This is a genomic window from Streptomyces sp. HUAS TT11, assembly GCF_051553595.1.
Lineage (GTDB): Bacteria > Actinomycetota > Actinomycetes > Streptomycetales > Streptomycetaceae > Streptomyces.
This window is the reverse complement of sequence record NZ_CP196184.1, coordinates 2315713-2333113: the sequence shown is the minus strand read 5'-3', so window position 1 is coordinate 2333113 and position 17401 is coordinate 2315713. Positions and strand designations below refer to the sequence as shown.

The following is a 17401-nucleotide window of genomic DNA, read 5'->3' as shown; positions in this document are numbered from 1 at the left end:
TGCCCGGAGTCCGGGCCGTGCGGGGGCGGTGGGGTGCGACGGGTCAGCCGGACTGCCCGCGCGGCGCCGACCCGACCGTGTCGACGAGGCCCGTCGCGTCCCGGCACGGCGGCGGAGGCGAACCGCACACCGAGCCGGCGAGGACGTCCCCCGACGGGCGACGCGGAGCCGTGGATCCAGTGGTGCCCCGTCGCTCGGGCACTCCGCGCTCCGGTCACCCCCCGGTTACTATGGTCACTTCATGCCGGAGGCCGCGAACAGGACGGCGAGCTCCGCTGCGATACGCCTTCGAGGTCGGGCGTGGAGGGCACGGGTGAAGAGGTGGGTGGCCTGAGGACATGCTGAGAGAGGTCACCGCCGTTCGCTATGTCGAGCCCCTGCGCTCCGGTGGTTCCGTGCCGGGTGTCGTCGAGGCCGACGACCTCGGGACGTACGTCGTGAAGTTCACCGGCTCCGCCCAGGGCGTCAAGGCACTGGTCGCCGAGGTGATCGTCGGGGAACTGGCGCGCCGGCTCGGACTGCGCGTGCCCGAGCTGGTCCTCGCCCACTTCGACCCGGCGATCGCCGCGCACGAACCGCACCAGGAGGTGCGCGACCTGCTGAACGCCAGCCCCGGCGTCAACCTCGGCATGGACTTTCTGCCGGGCGCCCGGGACTTCACCCCCGAGGTCGCCCGCGCCTGCACGGTCGACCCGCTGGAGGCCGGCAGGATCATCTGGCTCGACGCGCTGACCGTGAACGTCGACCGCACGGTCCACAGCTCCAACCTCATGGTCTGGCCGACGTTCGGCATCGCTCCGCCGAAGCTGTGGCTGATCGACCACGGTGCGGCCCTGGTCTTCCACCACCGGTGGGACGCCTCCGCACCGGACAGGGCGTACGACTTCCGGCACCACGCCCTGGGCCACTTCAGCCCCGACACGCGGGCCGCCGAGGCCGAGCTCGCGCCCAGGGTGACCGAGGCGCTGCTGCGCGAGGTCGCCGAGGAGGTACCGGACGCGTGGCTGGCCGGTGAGCCGGGCTTCGCGACGCCCGGGGAGGTCAGGGACGCCTACGTCGACTACCTCACGGCCCGGGTCAAGGCGTCCGGGGCCTGGCTGCCCACCGACTTCCCCACCCGGGAGGAGCTCGCCGCCGAGGAGGCCCGGCGCGCGGAGCGGACACAGGAAGGCCGTCCGGCCTGGCTCAAGCGGGTCCCGGACCTGCACGGCAAACCGGCGGCGCGACAGGATTGGTCGGTGCACCTCGGATGACGGACACCCCCGGGACGACCGGTGCCCCCTCGCGGGAGGCGCACCACGTCCGGATCGAGTACTGCACCCAGTGCCGTTGGCTGCCCCGCGCGGCCTGGCTGGCGCAGGAACTGCTGACGACGTTCGAGGCCGAACTGACGGAGCTCGCGCTCACACCGGGCACGGGAGGTGTCTTCGTCGTCAGGGTGGACGACGAGGTCGTCTGGGACCGCCGTGAGCAGGGTTTCCCCGAGCCCACGGCGGTGAAGCGGCTCGTCCGCGACCGAGTGGCCCCGGGCAAGCCCCTGGGCCACTCGGAGAAGCCGGCCGAGTAGGTCAGCCGCCCAGCTGCTCGTAGGCGGGCAGGGTGAGGAAATCCGCGTAGTCCTCGTCCAGAGCGACCTTCAGCAGCAGGTCGTGGGCCTGCTGCCAGTGACCGGCCGCGAAGGCGTCCTCGCCGAGCTCGGCCCGGATGTTCGTCAGTTCCTCGGCCGCGACCCTGCGGGCAAGCTCCGGGGTCGCCTTCTCGCCGTTCTCGAACTCGACGCCCGCGTTGATCCACTGCCAGATCTGCGAGCGGGAGATCTCCGCGGTGGCCGCGTCCTCCATCAGATTGAAGATGGCGACCGCACCGAGGCCGCGCAACCAGGCCTCGATGTAGCGGATGCCGACCTGGACGGCGTTGACCAGTCCCGGGTACGTCGGCTTCGCGTCCAGGGAGTCCACGGCGATCAGATCGGCCGCCTTGACGTCCACGTCCTCGCGCAGCCGGTCCTTCTGGTGGGGCTTGTCGCCGAGGACCCGGTCGAAGGACTGCATGGCGATGGGCACCAGGTCGGGGTGGGCGACCCAGGAGCCGTCGAAGCCGTCGTCCGCCTCGCGGTCCTTGTCGGCCTTGACCTTCTCGAAGGCGACCCGGTTGACCTCCTCGTCGCGCCGTGACGGAATGAACGCCGCCATGCCGCCGATCGCGTGCGCACCGCGCTTGTGGCAGGTGCGGACGAGGAGTTCGGTGTACGCGCGCATGAACGGGGCCGTCATCGTGACGGCGTTGCGGTCGGGCAGGACGAACTTCGGGCCGCCGTCGCGGAAGTTCTTGACGATGGAGAACAGGTAGTCCCAGCGGCCCGCGTTCAACCCCGAGGCGTGGTCGCGGAGTTCGTAGAGGATCTCCTCCATCTCGTACGCCGCGGTGATCGTCTCGATCAGGACCGTGGCGCGGACGGTGCCCTGTGGGACGCCGAGGTGGTCCTGGGCGAAGACGAAGACGTCGTTCCAGAGGCGGGCCTCCAGGTGGGACTCCGTCTTGGGGAGGTAGAAGTAGGGACCCTTGCCGAGGTCGAGCAGGCGGCGGGCGTTGTGGAAGAAGTACAGGCCGAAGTCGACGAAGGCGCCCGGCACCTGCTGTCCGTCGACGAGGAGATGACGCTCGTTCAGATGCCAGCCGCGGGGGCGCACGACGACCGTCGCCAGTTCCTCGTTCGGGCGCAGGGCGTAGGACTTGCCGGAGGCCGGATCGGTGAAATCGATGCTCCGGGTGTACGCGTCGATCAGGTTGAGCTGGCCGACGACGACGTTTTCCCAGGTGGGGGCCGAGGCGTCCTCGAAGTCCGCGAGCCACACCCGGGCGCCGGAGTTGAGGGCGTTGATGGTCATCTTGCGGTCGGTGGGGCCGGTGATCTCGACACGGCGGTCGTTCAGGGCCTGCGGCGCGGGCGCCACCTTCCATGAGTCGTCCGCGCGGATCGCGGCGGTTGCGGGGAGGAAGTCGAGCGTCGAGGTACGGGCGATCTCGGCGCGGCGCTCAGTACGGCGGGCGAGCAGCTCGTCGCGCCGGGGCGTGAACCGGCGGTGCAGTTCGGCCACGAAGTCGAGGGCCGCATCCGTAAGGACCTCGTCCTGCCGGGGCAGGGGCTCGGCGTCGACCATGATCGGCGACGGCGCTGGTGCGGACATGAGCGGTCACTTCCTTCAGCGAGCGGATGTGAGGACGCCGCGGCACCGGGTGCCAGGGAGCCCGGATGCGGCTGACGGCGTCCCGTGAGCGGTCCTGTGCTTCTGACCTGTGGATACTAGTTTCCTCATGGTGGAAGTTCAATGATCTGTTGACGTCGAGACTCTTCGCCTCGAGGGAGGTCGGCGCCCGGTGCCACCCTCCTCACTCGAGACGGGCCAAGTCGGCCTGTGTGTCGATGTCGTAGGGCCGCGCCACATCACCGCACTCCACCAGCGCGATCGCGTCCTCGTGGACCTTGAGGTAGGCGCGCGCCCCGCGATCGCCCGTCGCCGCCGCCGCGACGCCCGCCCAGTGGCCGGCACCGAACAGCACCGGATGTCCGCGTACCCCGTCGTACGCGGCGGAGACCAGTGACGCCTCGTTCTCGTAGGCGGCGAGCACCCGGGCGACCGCCTCGGGGCCGATACCGGGCTGGTCGACGAGCAGGACGAGAGCAGCCGAAGCGTCCGTCCCGGCGAGGGAGCCGAGGCCGGCCCGCAGGGAGGAGCCCATGCCGCCCGTCCAGTCCGGGTTGTCCACCAGCACGCAGCCGGACAGATCCGCCCGCTCCCGTACGGCCGCGGCGGACGCTCCCAGCACCACATGGACCCGGTCGCACCCGGCCGTGCGCAGGCTCGCCACCGCGTGCTCCACGAGGGTCTGCCCCCGGTGTTCCAGCAGCGCCTTGGGCCGTCCGCCGAGCCGCCGCCCGCCGCCGGCCGCGAGGAGCAGTCCGGCGATCCGGTCCTCTTTCGGTGTCATACGTCCTGCATACCTGACCCGGTGCCCGTCGCGCCGTTCCAGGGACTGAATTTCGGTCCGCACGGTGGCGCCCGGACCACCGGGTGGCGTTTACTGACCCGCGTCCCCGGCGCCCGACCAGCGCCGCGGGAGCGGCGGGCGGTGTGCCGAGACGTGCGTGCGACGGGGTGCGAGGGGGAGAGCTGTGTTGCGGAGCTTGGGGCAGAGGTCGGTGACCGGCAGCGAAGAGGACCCGAGGGTGGCGGAACTGCGGACCGCCGTGTCCCGGCTGCGCCGGGAACTCGCGACCCTTCCTTCCGAGTTCCCCGACCGTGCCATAGCCGAGGACGAACTCGGCGCGTTGGCCGCGATGGCCCTCAGCGGTGTCCCGGAGATCCCCCGGCTGCACCGCTCCCTGCTCCTGATCGCCGGCGCGATCGGCTCGGTCAGCGCGCTGGCCCGGGGTCTGTCGGATGTGCGCAGCGCGGTGGAACTGTTCGGGGAGTCGCGGCGGGACTGACGCGCACCGCCCTTGCCCGGGAGGCCGCGGCGGCGGCCTCCGGCCGCACGGCCGGACACCGTGCGCGCAGCGGGGGTCAGGCCGTCGGGGTGCCCGACGTCGCCAGCGCCTGCGACAGTTCCGCGGCCACCTGCTGAAGCACCGGCACGATCTTCTCGGTCGCCGCATCGGTGACACGGCCCGCCGGTCCGGAGATGGAGATCGCCGCGGCCGTCGGTGAATCGGGCACGGACACGGCGAGGCAGCGGACCCCTAGTTCCTGCTCGTTGTCGTCGACGGCGTACCCGTGGGCGCGCACCTCCTGCAGCGCGGTCAGGAACGCCTCGGGGCTGGTGATCGTCTTCTCGGTCGCGGCGGGCATGCCGGTACGGGACAGCAGGGCGCGCACCTCGTCGTCCGAGGTGGTCGCGAGCAGTGCCTTGCCCACGCCCGTGGAGTGCGGCAGCACCCGCCGGCCCACCTCGGTGAACATGCGCATCGAGTGCTTCGAGGGGACCTGGGCCACGTAGACGATCTCGTCCCCGTCGAGCAGCGCCATGTTGGCGGTCTCGCCGGTCTCCTCGACCAGTCGCGCGAGATAGGGGCGGGCCCAGGTGCCGAGCAGCCGGGACGCCGATTCGCCGAGTCGGATCAGCCGGGGGCCGAGTGCATAGCGGCGGTTGGGCTGCTGGCGTACATAGCCGCAGGCCACCAGCGTGCGCATGAGGCGGTGGATCGTGGGCAGCGGGAGTCCGCTGCTCGCGGACAGTTCGCTCAGGCCGACCTCGCCGCCCGCGTCGGCCATCCGCTCCAGCAGGTCGAAGGCGCGCTCGAGGGACTGGACGCCCCCCGCGGCGGACTTGGCGGGGGCGTCGCTGGCGCTGGACGTCGACACGGCGCATTCCTTTCGGGGCCGGCAGGAAAGGCCAAAGCCTACCCGGCAGGCGGTCGGCTCCTGGTCGTGGTGCGACCTGAAGACCTGCTCCGTGGAATTCTAATTCCGTCAAGCGGAAAAGTCCAGAGCGGGCGCCCGGACGGTGAGGGGAGGAAGTGTGCCCTTGACGGCATAGGGGTGGCAGTGAAGACTCCTTCAACAGAACGTTGAAATTCCATGGATGTGAATCCCTTTCCCGGAAGCAGGACGGCGGCAGAGAGGGGCCGGGGTGTCCGACGCTGAACTGGTGCTGCGCTCGAGGCGTGTCATCACACCCGAGGGGACGCGCGCCGCGGCGGTCGCGGTCGCCGGGGGGACGATCACGGCGGTACTGCCGTACGACGCGGAGGTTCCGGCCGGGGCCCTTGTGGAGGACGTCGGCGACGACGTCCTGCTGCCCGGCCTGGTCGACACCCATGTGCACGTCAACGACCCGGGCCGCACGGAGTGGGAGGGCTTCTGGACGGCCACCCGCGCGGCGGCGGCCGGCGGGATCACCACCCTGATCGACATGCCGCTCAACTCGATCCCGCCGACCACCACGGTGGGCCACCTGCGTGTCAAACAGCGGGTCGCGGCCGGCAGGGCGCATGTCGACGTCGGCTTCTGGGGTGGCGCCCTGCCGGACAACGTCAAGGACCTGCGGCCGCTGCACGACGCCGGAGTCTTCGGCTTCAAGGCCTTTCTGGCTCCGTCGGGCGTGGACGAGTTCCCCCACCTCGACCAGGAGCGACTGGGCCGCTCCATGGCCGAGATCGCCGGATTCGGCGGACTGCTCGTCGTGCACGCCGAGGACCCGCACCACCTCGCCGCCGCCCCGCAGCAGGGCGGTCCCAGGTATGCCGACTTCCTGGCCTCCCGGCCGCGCGCCGCCGAGGACACGGCCGTCGCGCATCTGATCGCGCAGGCGAGACACCTGGACGCGCGGGTGCATGTGCTCCACCTGTCCTCCGGTGACGCGCTGCCGCTGATCGCCGAGGCCCGGGCCGCGGGCGTACGGATCACGGCGGAGACCTGCCCGCACTATCTGACCCTCACGGCCGAGGAAGTCCCGGACGGGGCAGCCGAGTTCAAATGCTGCCCGCCCATCCGTGAGGCGGCCAACCAGGACCTGCTGTGGCAGGCGCTGGCGGACGGCACGATCGACTGCGTGGTCACCGACCACTCCCCGTCGACGGCCGACCTGAAGACCGGCGACTTCGCCACCTCCTGGGGAGGCATCTCCGGACTGCAGCTGAGCCTGTCCGCGGTGTGGACCGGGGCGCGCCGGCGCGGACACGGCCTGGAGGACGTGGTCCGCTGGATGTCCGCGCACACGGCACGACTGGTGGGGCTCGACACGCGCAAGGGGGCCATCGAGGCCGGCCGGGACGCCGATCTCGTGGTGTTCGCCCCCGACGAGACCTTCACCGTGGATCCGGCGGCCCTCCAGCACCGCAACCGGGTGACGGCGTACGCGGGCAGGACCCTGCACGGCGTCGTCAGGTCCACCTGGCTGCGGGGCGAACGGATCGTGAAGGAAGGCGAGTTCACCGAGCCGAAGGGCCGACTGCTCGGCAGGGACGACTGACCCGCGCCCCGCCCGCAGCGGCCGACTCCCGAAAGGAGACCTGATCACCGTGACGGCGCAGCATCGACCCCAGCAGGCCCGCTTCACCGGAGACGCCGACCCGTACGCAGGCGGTGACCCCTACGCGGACTACCGCACCGCCGACTATCCCTTCACCCGCCACGCCGACCTCGCCGACCGGCGGCTCGGTGCCGGTGTCGTCGCCGCCAACGACGAGTTCTTCGCCCAGCGCGAGAACCTCCTGGTGCCGGAGCGGGCCGAGTTCGACCCCGGGCACTTCGGGCACAAGGGCAAGGTGATGGACGGCTGGGAGACGCGGCGGCGCCGCGGCACCTCGGCCGGGCGTCCGTGGCCCGCGGAGCAGGACCACGACTGGGCGCTGGTACGCCTCGGCGCCCCCGGCGTCGTGCGCGGCATCGTGATCGACACGGCCCACTTCCGGGGCAACTACCCGCAGGCGGTGTCCGTCGAGGGCACGTGCGTGCCCGGCTCCCCGTCCCCGGAGGAACTGCTCGGCGACGACGTGAAGTGGACAACGCTGGTCGCGCGCACCCCGGTCGGCGGCCACGCGGCCAACGGCTTCGAGGTCACCGTCGAACAGCGCTTCACGCACCTGCGCGTCAATCAGCACCCCGACGGCGGCATCGCCCGGCTGCGGGTGTACGGCGACGTGGTGCCGGACCCGGCGTGGCTCGGCGTGCTCGGCACCTTCGACGTCGTGGCGCTGGAGAACGGGGGCGGCGTGGAGGACGCGTCCGACCTGTTCTACTCGCCCGCGTCCAACACCATTCGGCCGGGCCGCTCCCGCAAGATGGACGACGGCTGGGAGACACGGCGCCGCCGCGACCGGGGCAACGACTGGATCCGCTACCGGCTGGCGGCGCAGTCCCGGATCCGCGCGGTCGAGATCGACACGGCGTATCTGAAGGGCAACGCCGCGGGCTGGGCGTCGGTCTCGGTCAGGGACGGCGAGGACGGCCGGTGGCGCGAGATCCTGCCGCGCACCCGCCTCCAGCCCGACACGAACCACCGCTTCGTCCTGCCGGCCGCCGCCGTCGGCACGCACGCGCGCGTGGACATCTTCCCGGACGGCGGCATCTCACGGCTGCGTCTCTTCGGCTCCCTGACCGAGGAGGGGGCGGCACGGCTGGCGGCGCGCCATCAGGAGCTGGGCGGCTGACGCCGCGCCTCTCCTCGCCCTGTGCCGAGCGGGGCGGTCGGCATCGGCGCCCGCGCGGACGCGAGCGGGCGATCCGATCCGGGGTGCGTGCCGTGCGGTCGGGGCGTGGGTCCTCGCCGGTGTCCTGCGGCGGGCACCGCGGTGGCGGTGACGCCCGCGTCGTCGCGGTACCGGTGCGGAGGCCGCCGTCGCCGACCGGACCGGGACGGTTCGCGGGCCCCGTCACGCGGCGGGATCCGTCCAGGCCGCGGACCCGGCATGCGGCCCGCGGTGAACGGGCACCGGCATCGGCGGGGCGGCTCGGCGGTGCGCAGTGGAACTCGTCACGTCGTGGAACTCTCCGACCCGCCCGTTGCGTTCTTCTCCGCGTGACTCTTCAGCAAGAAATCGTCGGCAACGCCATGCAGATGGCGGTCGTCAACCTGCACCCGGGCCAGACCGTGTACTGCGAGGCGGGCAAGTTCCTCTTCAAGACCACGAACGTCACCATGGAGACCCGCCTGTCCGGCCCGTCGAACGGCGGACAGCAGCAGGGCGGCGGAGCCGGCGGCATGGGTGGTTTCCTGCGCCAGGCCATGGGGACGGCCGCGCAGGTCGGCCAGCGTGTGCTCGCGGGCGAGTCGCTGGCGTTCCAGTACTTCACCTCGCAGGGCGGTGAGGGCACCGTAGGTTTCGCGGGCGTGCTGCCCGGCGAGATGCGTGCGCTGGAGCTCGACGGGACACGGGCCTGGTTCGCGGAGAAGGACGCCTTCGTGGCCGCGGAGTCGACCGTGGACTTCGGGATCGCCTTCAAGGGCGGCCGGACCGGCATGAGCGGCGGTGAGGGTTTCGTTCTGGAGAAGTTCACCGGGCACGGGACGGTGATCATCGCCGGTGCGGGCAACTTCATCGACCTCGACCCCGCCGACTTCGGCGGCCGGATCGAGGTCGACACCGGGTGCGTCGTCGCCTTCGAGGAGGGTATCCAGTACGGCGTCCAGCGCGTCGGCGGCCTCAACCGTCAGGGGATCATGAACATGGTCTTCGGTGGCGAGGGCCTGTCCCTGGCCACCCTGGAGGGCAACGGCCGCGTGATCCTGCAGTCCCTCACCATCGAGAGCCTCGCCAACGCCCTCAAGAAGGCGCAGGGCGGGGACAAGCAGGGGCCGACCGGAGGACTGTTCTCGACGCACGCCGGGTGAGGCGATGGGTTCCGGGTGCCGCGGCGGTCTGAGCTGATGGCAACGGACCCCACCCGGACACGAGAAAGCAGGGCCCGGCATGGGCAGGCTCGTCGTCACCGCGTTCATCACCCTGGACGGCGTGTCACGGGCGCCCGGCGGCCCGCGGGAGGACCGCGAGGGCGGATTCGAGCAGGGCGGCCGGAGCGTTCCCTACGGGGACGGCGACTTCGGCGCGTTCCTGGCCGAGGTCCTCGACCGCTCCGGCGCGTTCCTCCTCGGACGCCGTACGTACGACATCTCCGCCGCGCACCGGCCCCGGGTGACCGACCCGGCCGATCCCGTCGCCTCGCGGCTCACGTCCCTGTCCAAGTACGTGGTGTCGCGGACCCTCGCCGTCCCTTCCCGGGCCGGCACCACCGTGCTCGGCGGGGATCTCGCCGAGGAGGTGACCGCCGTCGGGGAGCGGACCGAGGGTGAGCTCCAGGTGCACGGCAGCGGTGCCCTGGTCCGCTCCCTGCTCGCGCTCGACCCCGTCGACCCCTGCACCCGGTGGTGTTCCCGGTCGTGCCCGGCGCCGGGCGCCGCTTCCTCGCCGAGGGTGCCGCTTCCTCGCCGAGGGTGCCGTCCCCGCCGCGTTCCGCCACACCGGTGCGCGCACCACGGGCGCGGCTGTCGCCATCCTCACCTACGCGCTCGAGGGCCGTCCGCAATACGGGTCGTACGAGCCTCCGCAGAACGCACAGGCCGAGATCGTCCGCACCCGTACGGCGATCGTTCCGCCCGCGCGGCGGTCCGGGCCGCGCTGTGGCGGCCCGTGGGGGAGGGCGCTGCGGGGCACCGGTCCGCCCGCCGCCGCCGCGATGCCGAGGGCGCCACGGGCGTTGGCGCGCATCCGGTCGGAGCACGCGAGCCCGGACCTCGCTCGCCGCACCGGGCGGGCCTGGCCCCGTCAGGCAACACCGGGCGCACGCCCCGCCGTGACCGAGGTTAACTCCCTGAAAATTCATGGGACTTCTCGTGAAACTCTGTGGAGTTGTCATTGACATGCCACGGTCTACGCGCGTCATCATGACGGGCATGCGATTCCCCCCACGCGCAACACGAATCGGCGCCGCGGCCGCTCTCGCGTCCGCTCTCCTCATGGGCGCCACCGTCACCGCCACGACCGCAGACGCCGCCGCCGCGTCCGTCGGGAGCATCTGCTACGGCTCCCTGCCCTCCCAGGCACACGACACCCTGGACCTGATCGACTCCGGCGGCCCCTTCCCGTACCCGCAGGACGGGGTCGTCTTCCAGAACCGTGAAGGCGTCCTGCCCGCGCAGTCGAGCGGGTACTACCACGAATACACGGTCAAGACCCCCGGATCCTCCACCCGTGGAGCCCGCCGCATCGTCACCGGCAGGCAGTACGAGGAGGACTACTACACCTCGGACCACTACGAGACGTTCGATCTGATCGACTTCGGCTGCTGACGACCGCCGGACGATCGGCGGCCGTGCGGCCCGAGCCGGTCCGGCGCGACCCGGCACCGGAACGGTCGTGCGCCCCGCACATCCCGCCCCGCAGCGCTCGCATCGGCTGCGGGGTGGTATGCGTCGCCGCTGCGTTATGGGGTGCGCCGCCCGTCCCGTGTCCGGTCGGATCCACGCTTCGGCGCCCGCCCCGCATACCGGCTCGGGTGTGTCGTCGGCCGCCCGGCCCGTCTCCGGTCGGCCCCGTGCCGGGTCGGACCCTTCAGGCGCCCGTCCCCTCTCTCCGGTCGGCCCCGTCTCCGCAAGGGCCCGTGGCCGGGCGCCTGGCCTGTCTCGGGTCGGCGGTGTCTCCGCCCGGGCCCGTCGTCGGGCGCCCCGGGTCGGACCCCTCCGGCGCCCGCTCCATCTCCGCCCGGTCCCTCGTCCGGCGCCGGTCCCCTCTCGGGTCGGCCCCGTGCCGGGTCGGATCCCTCCGGTGCCCCGTCCTCCCCGCGGCGCACGGCATCGGCCGGAAGTACCCCGAGGACCGGCAGAGGAGGGACGAAAGTCTGCGGCACTGCGACTTTGGTCTCGGATCGGGGCGCGGGGGAGGTGTCCCCGGCCGTCCCCCCATAGATTTGTCGACCGTGAACGGAGACGAGTCGGCACGACGCCCGGGGCCTGCGGCGCCCCGCCTCGCGGCGGCGGTGGAGGGTGTCAGGGAGGGCCTCGGCCCCCTGCTGACCGACTGGGCGCGGCAACTGCGGCGGCGGGAGACGCCCGCGGCCCCCACCGTGCTGCCCGTGCCCGTGCCCCTGGAGGGGACGACCGCGAACGGGCTGCCCCGGCACCGCTGGTTCCTGCCCTCCGCCGTGATAGCGGAACTGGATCCCGAGGCCGGCGGCCGGCGGGGCCGCCCCCGCCGTACCGTACGGGACTGGGCCGTCGACCTCGGGTGCTTCTTCCTCGCGGTGCTCCTCGCCTTCGCCGCCGGGGTCTCGGTGGAGCAGAACCCCCACACCTCGCACCAGGTCGTGGCGATCGACGTGGGTCTCGGCGCCCTGGCCTGCCTGGCCCTCTGGCTGCGCCGCCGATGGCCGCTCGGGCTCGCTGTGGGGATGCTTCCACTGGGTCTGCTCTCCGACAGCGCGGGCGGCGCGAGCATGATCGCCCTGTTCACCGTCGCCGTGCACCGGCCCTTCAAGTACTCCGCCTGGATCGGTGCCGCCCAGCTCGCGATCATCCCGTTGTTCTACTGGATACGCCCGGACCATGACATTCCCTACCTGGTCACGGTCGCCGTCGCCACACTGATCACGACCGGGGTCGTCGGCTGGGGCCTGTTCGTGCGGTCCAAGCGGCAGCTCATGCTGAGCCTGCGGGACCGTGCCCGGCGGGCCGAGACGGAGGCGGCTCTGCGGGCCGAGCAGGCCCAGCGGCTGGCCCGGGAGGCGATCGCGCGCGAGATGCACGACGTCCTGGCGCACCGGCTGACGTTGCTGAGCGTGCACGCGGGCGCGCTGGAGTTCCGCCCGGACGCGCCCCAGGAGGAGATCGCCCGGGCGGCCGGCGTGATCCGGGAGAGCGCGCACGACGCGCTGCAGGACCTGCGGGAGATCATCGGCGTGCTGCGGGCCGGCGACTCCGACGACGCCGGACGCCCGCAGCCGACGCTTGCCGCGCTCGACGCCCTGGTCGCCGAGTCCCGCGAGGCCGGCATGAAGGTCGTCCTCGACCATCGGGTCTCCGACGCGCCCGCCGTGCCCGCCTCGGTGGGCCGCACCGCCTACCGCATCGCCCAGGAGGGCCTGACCAACGCGCGCAAACACGCCCCCGGCGCCGAGGTCACGGTGACGGTCGCGGGCACCCCCGGAGACGGCCTCACCGTGACGGTGCGCAACCCGGAGCCGGCCGGCCCGGTCCCGCACGTCCCCGGCTCCGGCCAGGGCCTGATCGGCCTGGCCGAACGCGCCACGCTGGCCGGCGGACGGCTGGAGCACGGCACCGGGACCGACGGCGGCTTCCGGGTCCACGCGTGGCTGCCCTGGCCGGTGTGAGCACGGCGGCCGGGCCGCTCGGCGCGGCTCAGGGCAGCCGGAGCGTGTGCCACACCTCGTCGACGCCGGCCGCATAGCGGTCCACCTCGACGAAGCCGCGCCGGTGGGCGAACCGCAGTCCGTCCGCGTTGGTGCCGAGCACGATCGTCTCGATCACCTCGGCGCCCAGCCGTCGTGCCAGCTCGGCGCCGCGGTCGTAGAGCCGGCCGCCGAACCCCTGCCCGCGGTGGCCGGGCAGGACCCGGACGATGACCGTGGCCGTGCCGTCCTGCGGTGGTCGCACGGTCGAGCAGCCCACGAGGACCTCGCCCAGATACGCGACCTCCAGGTGATGGCGCGCCACGCGCCCGCGGACGTCGTCCAGGGAGAGCGGGTCGGCGGGGATGATCTCGTTGTGGACGTACCGCCAGTCCTCGAGTTTGTTGTCGTCGTCCGGTTGTTCGAAGCGAAGGGTCGGCATCGCAGCAGAAAACCGGCTGCACTCGGCCCGAGTCAACCGAAATCCACGGCGTCACACGGCGGTTCGGGCCGGCCCCCGACCCCCGCGCGGTGCCCGTCGCCGCCCGCCGGGCCGCCGGGGCGCCCATCCCCGTCATGAACGAGGCGGCCGGTGCATACGGTAGGGAGCATGACCGCGATCCGACTGCTCCTCGTCGACGACGACCCCCTCGTGCGGGCCGGCCTGTCCTTCATGATGGGCGGTGCCGACGACATCGAGATCGTCGGCGAGGCCGCCGACGGCGGTGAGGTCGGGCAACTCGTCGAGCGCACCCGGCCCGACGTCGTCCTCATGGACATCCGGATGCCGACCGTCGACGGACTCGCCGCGACCGAGCTGCTGCGCAGCCGCCCGGACGCGCCTCAGGTCGTGGTCCTCACCACCTTCCATGCCGACGAGCAGGTGCTGCGTGCGCTGCGTGCCGGCGCGGCCGGGTTCGTCCTCAAGGACACCCCGCCCGCCGAGATACTGGAGGCGGTGCGGCGGGTCGCGGCAGGCGACCCGGTCCTGTCGCCCGCGGTCACCCGTCAGCTGATGGCGCACGCCGCGGGGACCGGGACCGGCACCCGGCGTCATACGGCCCGCGAGCGGATCGCGGCGCTCGGGGAGCGCGAACGGGAGGTCGCGGTCGCGGTCGGCCGCGGCGCGTCGAACGCCGAGATCGCCGCCCAGCTGTTCATGAGCGTCGCAACGGTCAAGACACACGTCTCCCGCGTCCTCGCCAAACTGGGGCTCAACAACCGCGTGCAGATCGCCCTGCTGGCGTACGACGCGGGACTGCTGGACGAACCCGGGCACTGATCGCGCGCACCGTCCGTTCTCCCGGGGAGCGCGTTGACGGACCGGTTGCCGACGAACGGGCGGGGAGAGCGGGCATGACCGTGATCGATCTGGGGGCCTACGGGCCCGGCTTCACGCGGGATCCGTATCCGGTCTACGCCGAGCTGCGGGCGCGCGGGCCGGTGCACCGGGTGCGGACGCCGCCGCCCGAGGCGTACGAGGGCTGGCTGATCGTGGGACACGACGAGGCACGGGCGGCGCTGACCGATCCGAGACTGTCCAAGGACAGCACCAAGAGAGGGCTGGTCAGCCGCGAGGACGGGCTGATGGGCCGGCATGTGCTGATCGTCGACCCGCCGGAGCACACCCGGCTGCGGTCCCTCGTCGCCCGGTCCTTCACCGTGCGCCGCGTGGAGGCACTGCGCCCGCGCGTCCAGCAGATCACCGACGAACTGCTCGCGCAGATGCTGCCGAAGGGCCGGGCCGACCTGGTCGAGGCCCTCGCCTACCCGCTCCCCATCACCGTCATCTGCGAACTGCTCGGCGTCCCGGACATCGACCGGGTGACCTTCCGCGCCCTGTCGAACGAGATCGTGACCCCGACCAGTTGGGAGGCCGAACTCGCCGCCGTGCGGCGGCTGGCCTCGTACCTGGACGAGCTGATCGAGGACAAGCGGTGCGCGGCTCCCGCCGACGACCTGCTCAGCGACCTTCTGCGCACCCGGGCCGAGGACGGCGACCGGCTCTCCGGCAGCGAACTGCGCGCGATGGCCTTCATCCTGCTGATCGCGGGCCACGAGACCACGGTCAACCTGATCACGAACGGTGTGCACACCCTGCTCACGCACCCGGACCAACTGGCCGCCCTGCGCGTCGACATGACCCTTCTCGACGGTGCCGTCGAGGAGTTGCTGCGCTTCGAGGGACCGGTGGAGACGGCGACGTACCGCTACGCCGCGGAGCCGATGGACATCGCCGGCACGGCCATCGGCGAGGGCGACACGGTCATCATCGGACTCGACGCCGCGGGCCGTGACGCGGTGCGCTTCCCCGATCCCGACCGCTTCGACATCCACCGGGCCCCGCAGGGCCACCTCGCCTTCGGGCACGGCATCCACTACTGCCTGGGGGCGCCCCTGGCCCGTCTCGAGGCGCGTGTCGCGCTGGGCACCCTGCTCGAGCGCTGTCCGGATCTGGCCCTGGACGGTCCGCCCGGTCCGTGGCTGCCGGGGATGCTCATGCGGGGGGTGCGGAGCCTGCCGGTGCGCTGGTAGCGGACGGGCGGGACGCGCGGAGGCCGGGCCGGGCCGTACCGGCGGGAGGGCGCGGCGGTCCGGCGGTCATGTCCGGCCCGTCACTCGTGGGCGCCCGCGATCTCGGCGAGGCTCACCGGGCGGCGCTCGTGACGGGAGAGCTCGCAGGCCTCCGCGATGCGCAGGGCCTGGAGCGCCTCGCGGCCGTCGCACGGGTTGGCCCGCTCACCGCGCACCACCTGCACGAACGCGGCCAGCTCGGCCTCGTACGCGGGCGCGAAGCGCTCCAGGAAGCCGGTCCACGGTTTGACCGCGGGCGGTGGTCCCTCCGGCTCGGTCGACGTGATCGGGGTCCGGTCGTCCAGTCCGACCGCGACCGTGTCCAACTCGCCCGCCAACTCCATGCGGACGTCGTAGCCGGCGCCGTTGGTGCGGGTCGCCGTCGCCGTGGCCAGGGTGCCGTCCTCCAGGGTGAGCACGGCCGCGGCCGTGTCGACGTCGTCCGCCTCGCGGTACATCGGCCCGCCCGCGTCGGTCCCCGTCGCGTAGACCTCGACGACCTCGCGGCCCGTCACCCAGCGCGTCATGTCGAAGTCGTGGACGAGGCAGTCGCGGTAGATGCCGCCGGAGACCGGGAGGTATAAGGCGGACGGCGGCGCCTGGTCGGCCGTCATCGCCCGGACCGTGTGCAGCCGTCCGAGGCTGCCGGAGCGAACGACCTCGCGCGCGGTCGCGTAGCCCTCGTCGAAGCGGCGCTGGAAGCCCATCTGCAGGACCGTTCCGGCGGCGTCGACCTCGGCCAGGGCCTCCAGCGTCCCCGGCAGGTCGACGGCGATGGGCTTCTCGCAGAACACGGGGAGGCCGGACCGCGCCGCCCGACCGATCAGTTCGCCGTGCGCCGCGGTCGCCGCCGTGATGACGACGGCGTCCACACCCCAGACGAAGATCTCGTTCACCCCGGGCGCCGCGGTCTCCCCGAGGCGGTCCGCGAGCGCATGGGCCCGGTCCCGGTCCACGTCGGTGACGATGAGCGAACCGACGTCGCGGTGGCGGCTGAGCGTGGTCGCGTGGAAGGTGCCGATGCGGCCCGCTCCGATGAGTCCGATGCGCATGGGAACAACGTGGAGGCGGGTCCCCCACCGTGTCAATGCTTTGTCCGGACAATCTGACTACACAACTTCCCGTCAACTGGCACCGGAGCTACGCTCGGGCCGTGCCGAAACCAGATGTGGATCCGACCGCCTCGCTCCAGCTCAGCGTCGACCGGAACAGTCCGGTGCCGCTGTACTTCCAGCTCTCCCAGCAACTGGAGGCCGCGATCGAGCACGGGAAGCTCACTCCGGGCAGCCTGCTGGGCAACGAGATCGAACTCGCCGCACGGCTGGGCCTCTCCCGGCCCACCGTCCGCCAGGCCATCCAGTCGCTCGTCGACAAGGGCCTGCTCGTGCGCCGCCGCGGTGTCGGCACGCAGGTCGTGCACAGCCAGGTCAAGCGCCCGCTGGAGCTGAGCAGCCTGTACGACGACCTGGAGGCGGCGGGGCAGCGCCCCGCGACCCGGGTCCTCGTCAACACCCTGGCGTCCGCCTCCGCCGAGGTCGCCGCCGCGCTCGGGGTGCCCGAGGGCATGGAGGTCCACCGGATCGAGCGGCTGCGGCTCGCGCACGGCGAGCCGATGGCCCACCTGTGCAACTTCCTGCCGAAGGACCTGCTCGGTCTCGAGACCGGGCAACTGGAGTCCACCGGCCTGTACCGGCTCATGCGCTCCGCGGGCATCACACTGCACAGCGCCAGGCAGTCCATCGGCGCCCGCGTCGCCACCGAGGCCGAGGGCGAGCGGCTCGGCGAGCCGGAGGGCGCCCCGCTGCTCACCATGCAGCGCACCACGTTCGACGACACCGGGCGTGCGGTCGAGTTCGGCACCCATGTCTACCGGGCCTCGCGCTACTCGTTCGAGTTCCAGCTCCTCGTGCGCTCCTGACCCGACGGTGGCGTACGTCACCGTGTCGTCATTACCTCATCAGGGCCCTGACCTGCGACGTCGATAC

At 72.4% G+C, this 17401-nt stretch carries 17 protein-coding genes; 12 read left to right on the top strand and 5 right to left on the bottom strand.

The window, feature by feature from the left end:
• Positions 1–338: 338 nt before the first annotated feature.
• Together ACSHXN_RS10525 and ACSHXN_RS10520 are read left to right on the top strand one after the other, a co-directional pair.
• Positions 339–1253, top strand: coding sequence for a HipA family kinase (locus tag ACSHXN_RS10525; RefSeq protein WP_355128006.1), 915 nt, complete (start codon positions 339–341; stop codon positions 1251–1253).
• Positions 1250–1567: a SelT/SelW/SelH family protein gene (locus tag ACSHXN_RS10520; RefSeq protein ID WP_383353040.1), complete on the top strand. Its 318-nt coding sequence runs from the start codon at positions 1250–1252 to the stop codon at positions 1565–1567. Before ACSHXN_RS10525 ends, ACSHXN_RS10520 begins: the two co-directional genes overlap by 4 nt.
• 1 nt (position 1568) lies before the next feature.
• On the opposite strand, the gene aceB is transcribed toward ACSHXN_RS10520, so the two are convergent.
• Both aceB and ACSHXN_RS10510 read right to left on the bottom strand, forming a co-directional pair.
• Complete coding sequence (gene aceB / locus ACSHXN_RS10515; RefSeq protein WP_355798140.1) at positions 1569–3188, bottom strand: malate synthase A; 1620 nt, start codon at positions 3186–3188, stop codon at positions 1569–1571.
• Between the two features lie 202 nt (positions 3189–3390).
• Entirely contained in the window at positions 3391–3990 is a 600-nt protein-coding gene (locus ACSHXN_RS10510) for a nucleotidyltransferase family protein (RefSeq protein ID WP_355798139.1), read from the bottom strand.
• A gap of 184 nt (positions 3991–4174) precedes the next feature.
• Between ACSHXN_RS10510 and ACSHXN_RS10505 the strand changes: the two genes are divergently transcribed.
• Complete coding sequence (locus tag ACSHXN_RS10505; RefSeq protein WP_356292698.1) at positions 4175–4489, top strand: DUF5955 family protein; 315 nt, start codon at positions 4175–4177, stop codon at positions 4487–4489.
• Positions 4490–4565: 76 nt separating this feature from the next.
• On the opposite strand, the gene ACSHXN_RS10500 is transcribed toward ACSHXN_RS10505, so the two are convergent.
• Positions 4566–5363, bottom strand: a complete 798-nt coding sequence (locus ACSHXN_RS10500; protein ID WP_355128016.1) for an IclR family transcriptional regulator — start codon at positions 5361–5363, stop codon at positions 4566–4568.
• A 268-nt stretch (positions 5364–5631) separates the two neighbouring features.
• Between ACSHXN_RS10500 and allB the strand changes: the two genes are divergently transcribed.
• The 6 genes from allB to ACSHXN_RS10470 all read left to right on the top strand — a co-directional run bounded on the left by allB (position 5632) and on the right by ACSHXN_RS10470 (position 12824).
• Positions 5632–6972, top strand: a complete 1341-nt coding sequence (gene allB / locus ACSHXN_RS10495; RefSeq protein ID WP_438302981.1) for an allantoinase AllB — start codon at positions 5632–5634, stop codon at positions 6970–6972.
• A gap of 40 nt (positions 6973–7012) precedes the next feature.
• Positions 7013–8152 (top strand): allantoicase, encoded by a 1140-nt coding sequence (alc, locus tag ACSHXN_RS10490; RefSeq protein ID WP_383353250.1) that lies wholly within the window; start codon positions 7013–7015, stop codon positions 8150–8152.
• A 368-nt stretch (positions 8153–8520) separates the two neighbouring features.
• The gene (locus tag ACSHXN_RS10485; protein ID WP_355128021.1) at positions 8521–9333 is read left to right on the top strand and encodes an AIM24 family protein; all 813 of its coding nucleotides are present in this window, start codon (positions 8521–8523) and stop codon (positions 9331–9333) included.
• Positions 9334–9412: 79 nt separating this feature from the next.
• Positions 9413–10306, top strand: a complete 894-nt coding sequence (locus ACSHXN_RS10480; protein WP_438302980.1) for a dihydrofolate reductase family protein — start codon at positions 9413–9415, stop codon at positions 10304–10306.
• An 86-nt stretch (positions 10307–10392) separates the two neighbouring features.
• Positions 10393–10788 carry a ribonuclease domain-containing protein gene (locus ACSHXN_RS10475; protein WP_355128023.1) on the top strand — a complete coding sequence of 132 codons (396 nt, stop codon included), beginning with the start codon at positions 10393–10395 and terminating at the stop codon, positions 10786–10788.
• Between the two features lie 782 nt (positions 10789–11570).
• A complete protein-coding gene (locus ACSHXN_RS10470; RefSeq protein ID WP_355128435.1) occupies positions 11571–12824 on the top strand; it encodes a sensor histidine kinase in 1254 nt (417 codons plus the stop codon).
• A 28-nt stretch (positions 12825–12852) separates the two neighbouring features.
• On the opposite strand, the gene ACSHXN_RS10465 is transcribed toward ACSHXN_RS10470, so the two are convergent.
• Positions 12853–13284, bottom strand: a complete 432-nt coding sequence (locus ACSHXN_RS10465; RefSeq protein ID WP_438302979.1) for an N-acetyltransferase family protein — start codon at positions 13282–13284, stop codon at positions 12853–12855.
• Positions 13285–13452: 168 nt separating this feature from the next.
• Between ACSHXN_RS10465 and ACSHXN_RS10460 the strand changes: the two genes are divergently transcribed.
• Positions 13453–14124, top strand: a complete 672-nt coding sequence (locus ACSHXN_RS10460) for a response regulator transcription factor (RefSeq protein WP_355128027.1) — start codon at positions 13453–13455, stop codon at positions 14122–14124.
• A gap of 74 nt (positions 14125–14198) precedes the next feature.
• Positions 14199–15377: a cytochrome P450 family protein gene (locus ACSHXN_RS10455; protein WP_438302978.1), complete on the top strand. Its 1179-nt coding sequence runs from the start codon at positions 14199–14201 to the stop codon at positions 15375–15377.
• A gap of 80 nt (positions 15378–15457) precedes the next feature.
• On the opposite strand, the gene ACSHXN_RS10450 is transcribed toward ACSHXN_RS10455, so the two are convergent.
• Complete coding sequence (locus ACSHXN_RS10450) at positions 15458–16468, bottom strand: Gfo/Idh/MocA family protein (RefSeq protein ID WP_355128031.1); 1011 nt, start codon at positions 16466–16468, stop codon at positions 15458–15460.
• 116 nt (positions 16469–16584) lie between these two features.
• Here ACSHXN_RS10450 and ACSHXN_RS10445 point away from each other — a divergent pair, with 116 nt between their 5' ends.
• Entirely contained in the window at positions 16585–17334 is a 750-nt protein-coding gene (locus tag ACSHXN_RS10445) for a GntR family transcriptional regulator (protein WP_355128437.1), read from the top strand.
• The last annotated feature ends 67 nt before the right edge of the window (positions 17335–17401 follow it).

What these genes read in the sequence shown, in the direction of transcription:
- ACSHXN_RS10460 (WP_355128027.1), top strand. Translation starts at nt 13,453, where the DNA reads ATGACCGCGATCCGACTGCTCCTCGTCGACGACGACCCCCTCGTGCGG.
- ACSHXN_RS10520 (WP_383353040.1), top strand. Translation starts at nt 1,250, where the DNA reads ATGACGGACACCCCCGGGACGACCGGTGCCCCCTCGCGGGAGGCGCAC.
- ACSHXN_RS10450 (WP_355128031.1), bottom strand. Translation starts at nt 16,468, where the DNA reads ATGCGCATCGGACTCATCGGAGCGGGCCGCATCGGCACCTTCCACGCG.
- ACSHXN_RS10480 (WP_438302980.1), top strand. Translation starts at nt 9,413, where the DNA reads ATGGGCAGGCTCGTCGTCACCGCGTTCATCACCCTGGACGGCGTGTCA.
- ACSHXN_RS10475 (WP_355128023.1), top strand. Translation starts at nt 10,393, where the DNA reads ATGCGATTCCCCCCACGCGCAACACGAATCGGCGCCGCGGCCGCTCTC.
- ACSHXN_RS10465 (WP_438302979.1), bottom strand. Translation starts at nt 13,284, where the DNA reads ATGCCGACCCTTCGCTTCGAACAACCGGACGACGACAACAAACTCGAG.
- ACSHXN_RS10510 (WP_355798139.1), bottom strand. Translation starts at nt 3,990, where the DNA reads ATGACACCGAAAGAGGACCGGATCGCCGGACTGCTCCTCGCGGCCGGC.
- ACSHXN_RS10525 (WP_355128006.1), top strand. Translation starts at nt 339, where the DNA reads ATGCTGAGAGAGGTCACCGCCGTTCGCTATGTCGAGCCCCTGCGCTCC.
- ACSHXN_RS10455 (WP_438302978.1), top strand. Translation starts at nt 14,199, where the DNA reads ATGACCGTGATCGATCTGGGGGCCTACGGGCCCGGCTTCACGCGGGAT.
- aceB (WP_355798140.1), bottom strand. Translation starts at nt 3,188, where the DNA reads ATGTCCGCACCAGCGCCGTCGCCGATCATGGTCGACGCCGAGCCCCTG.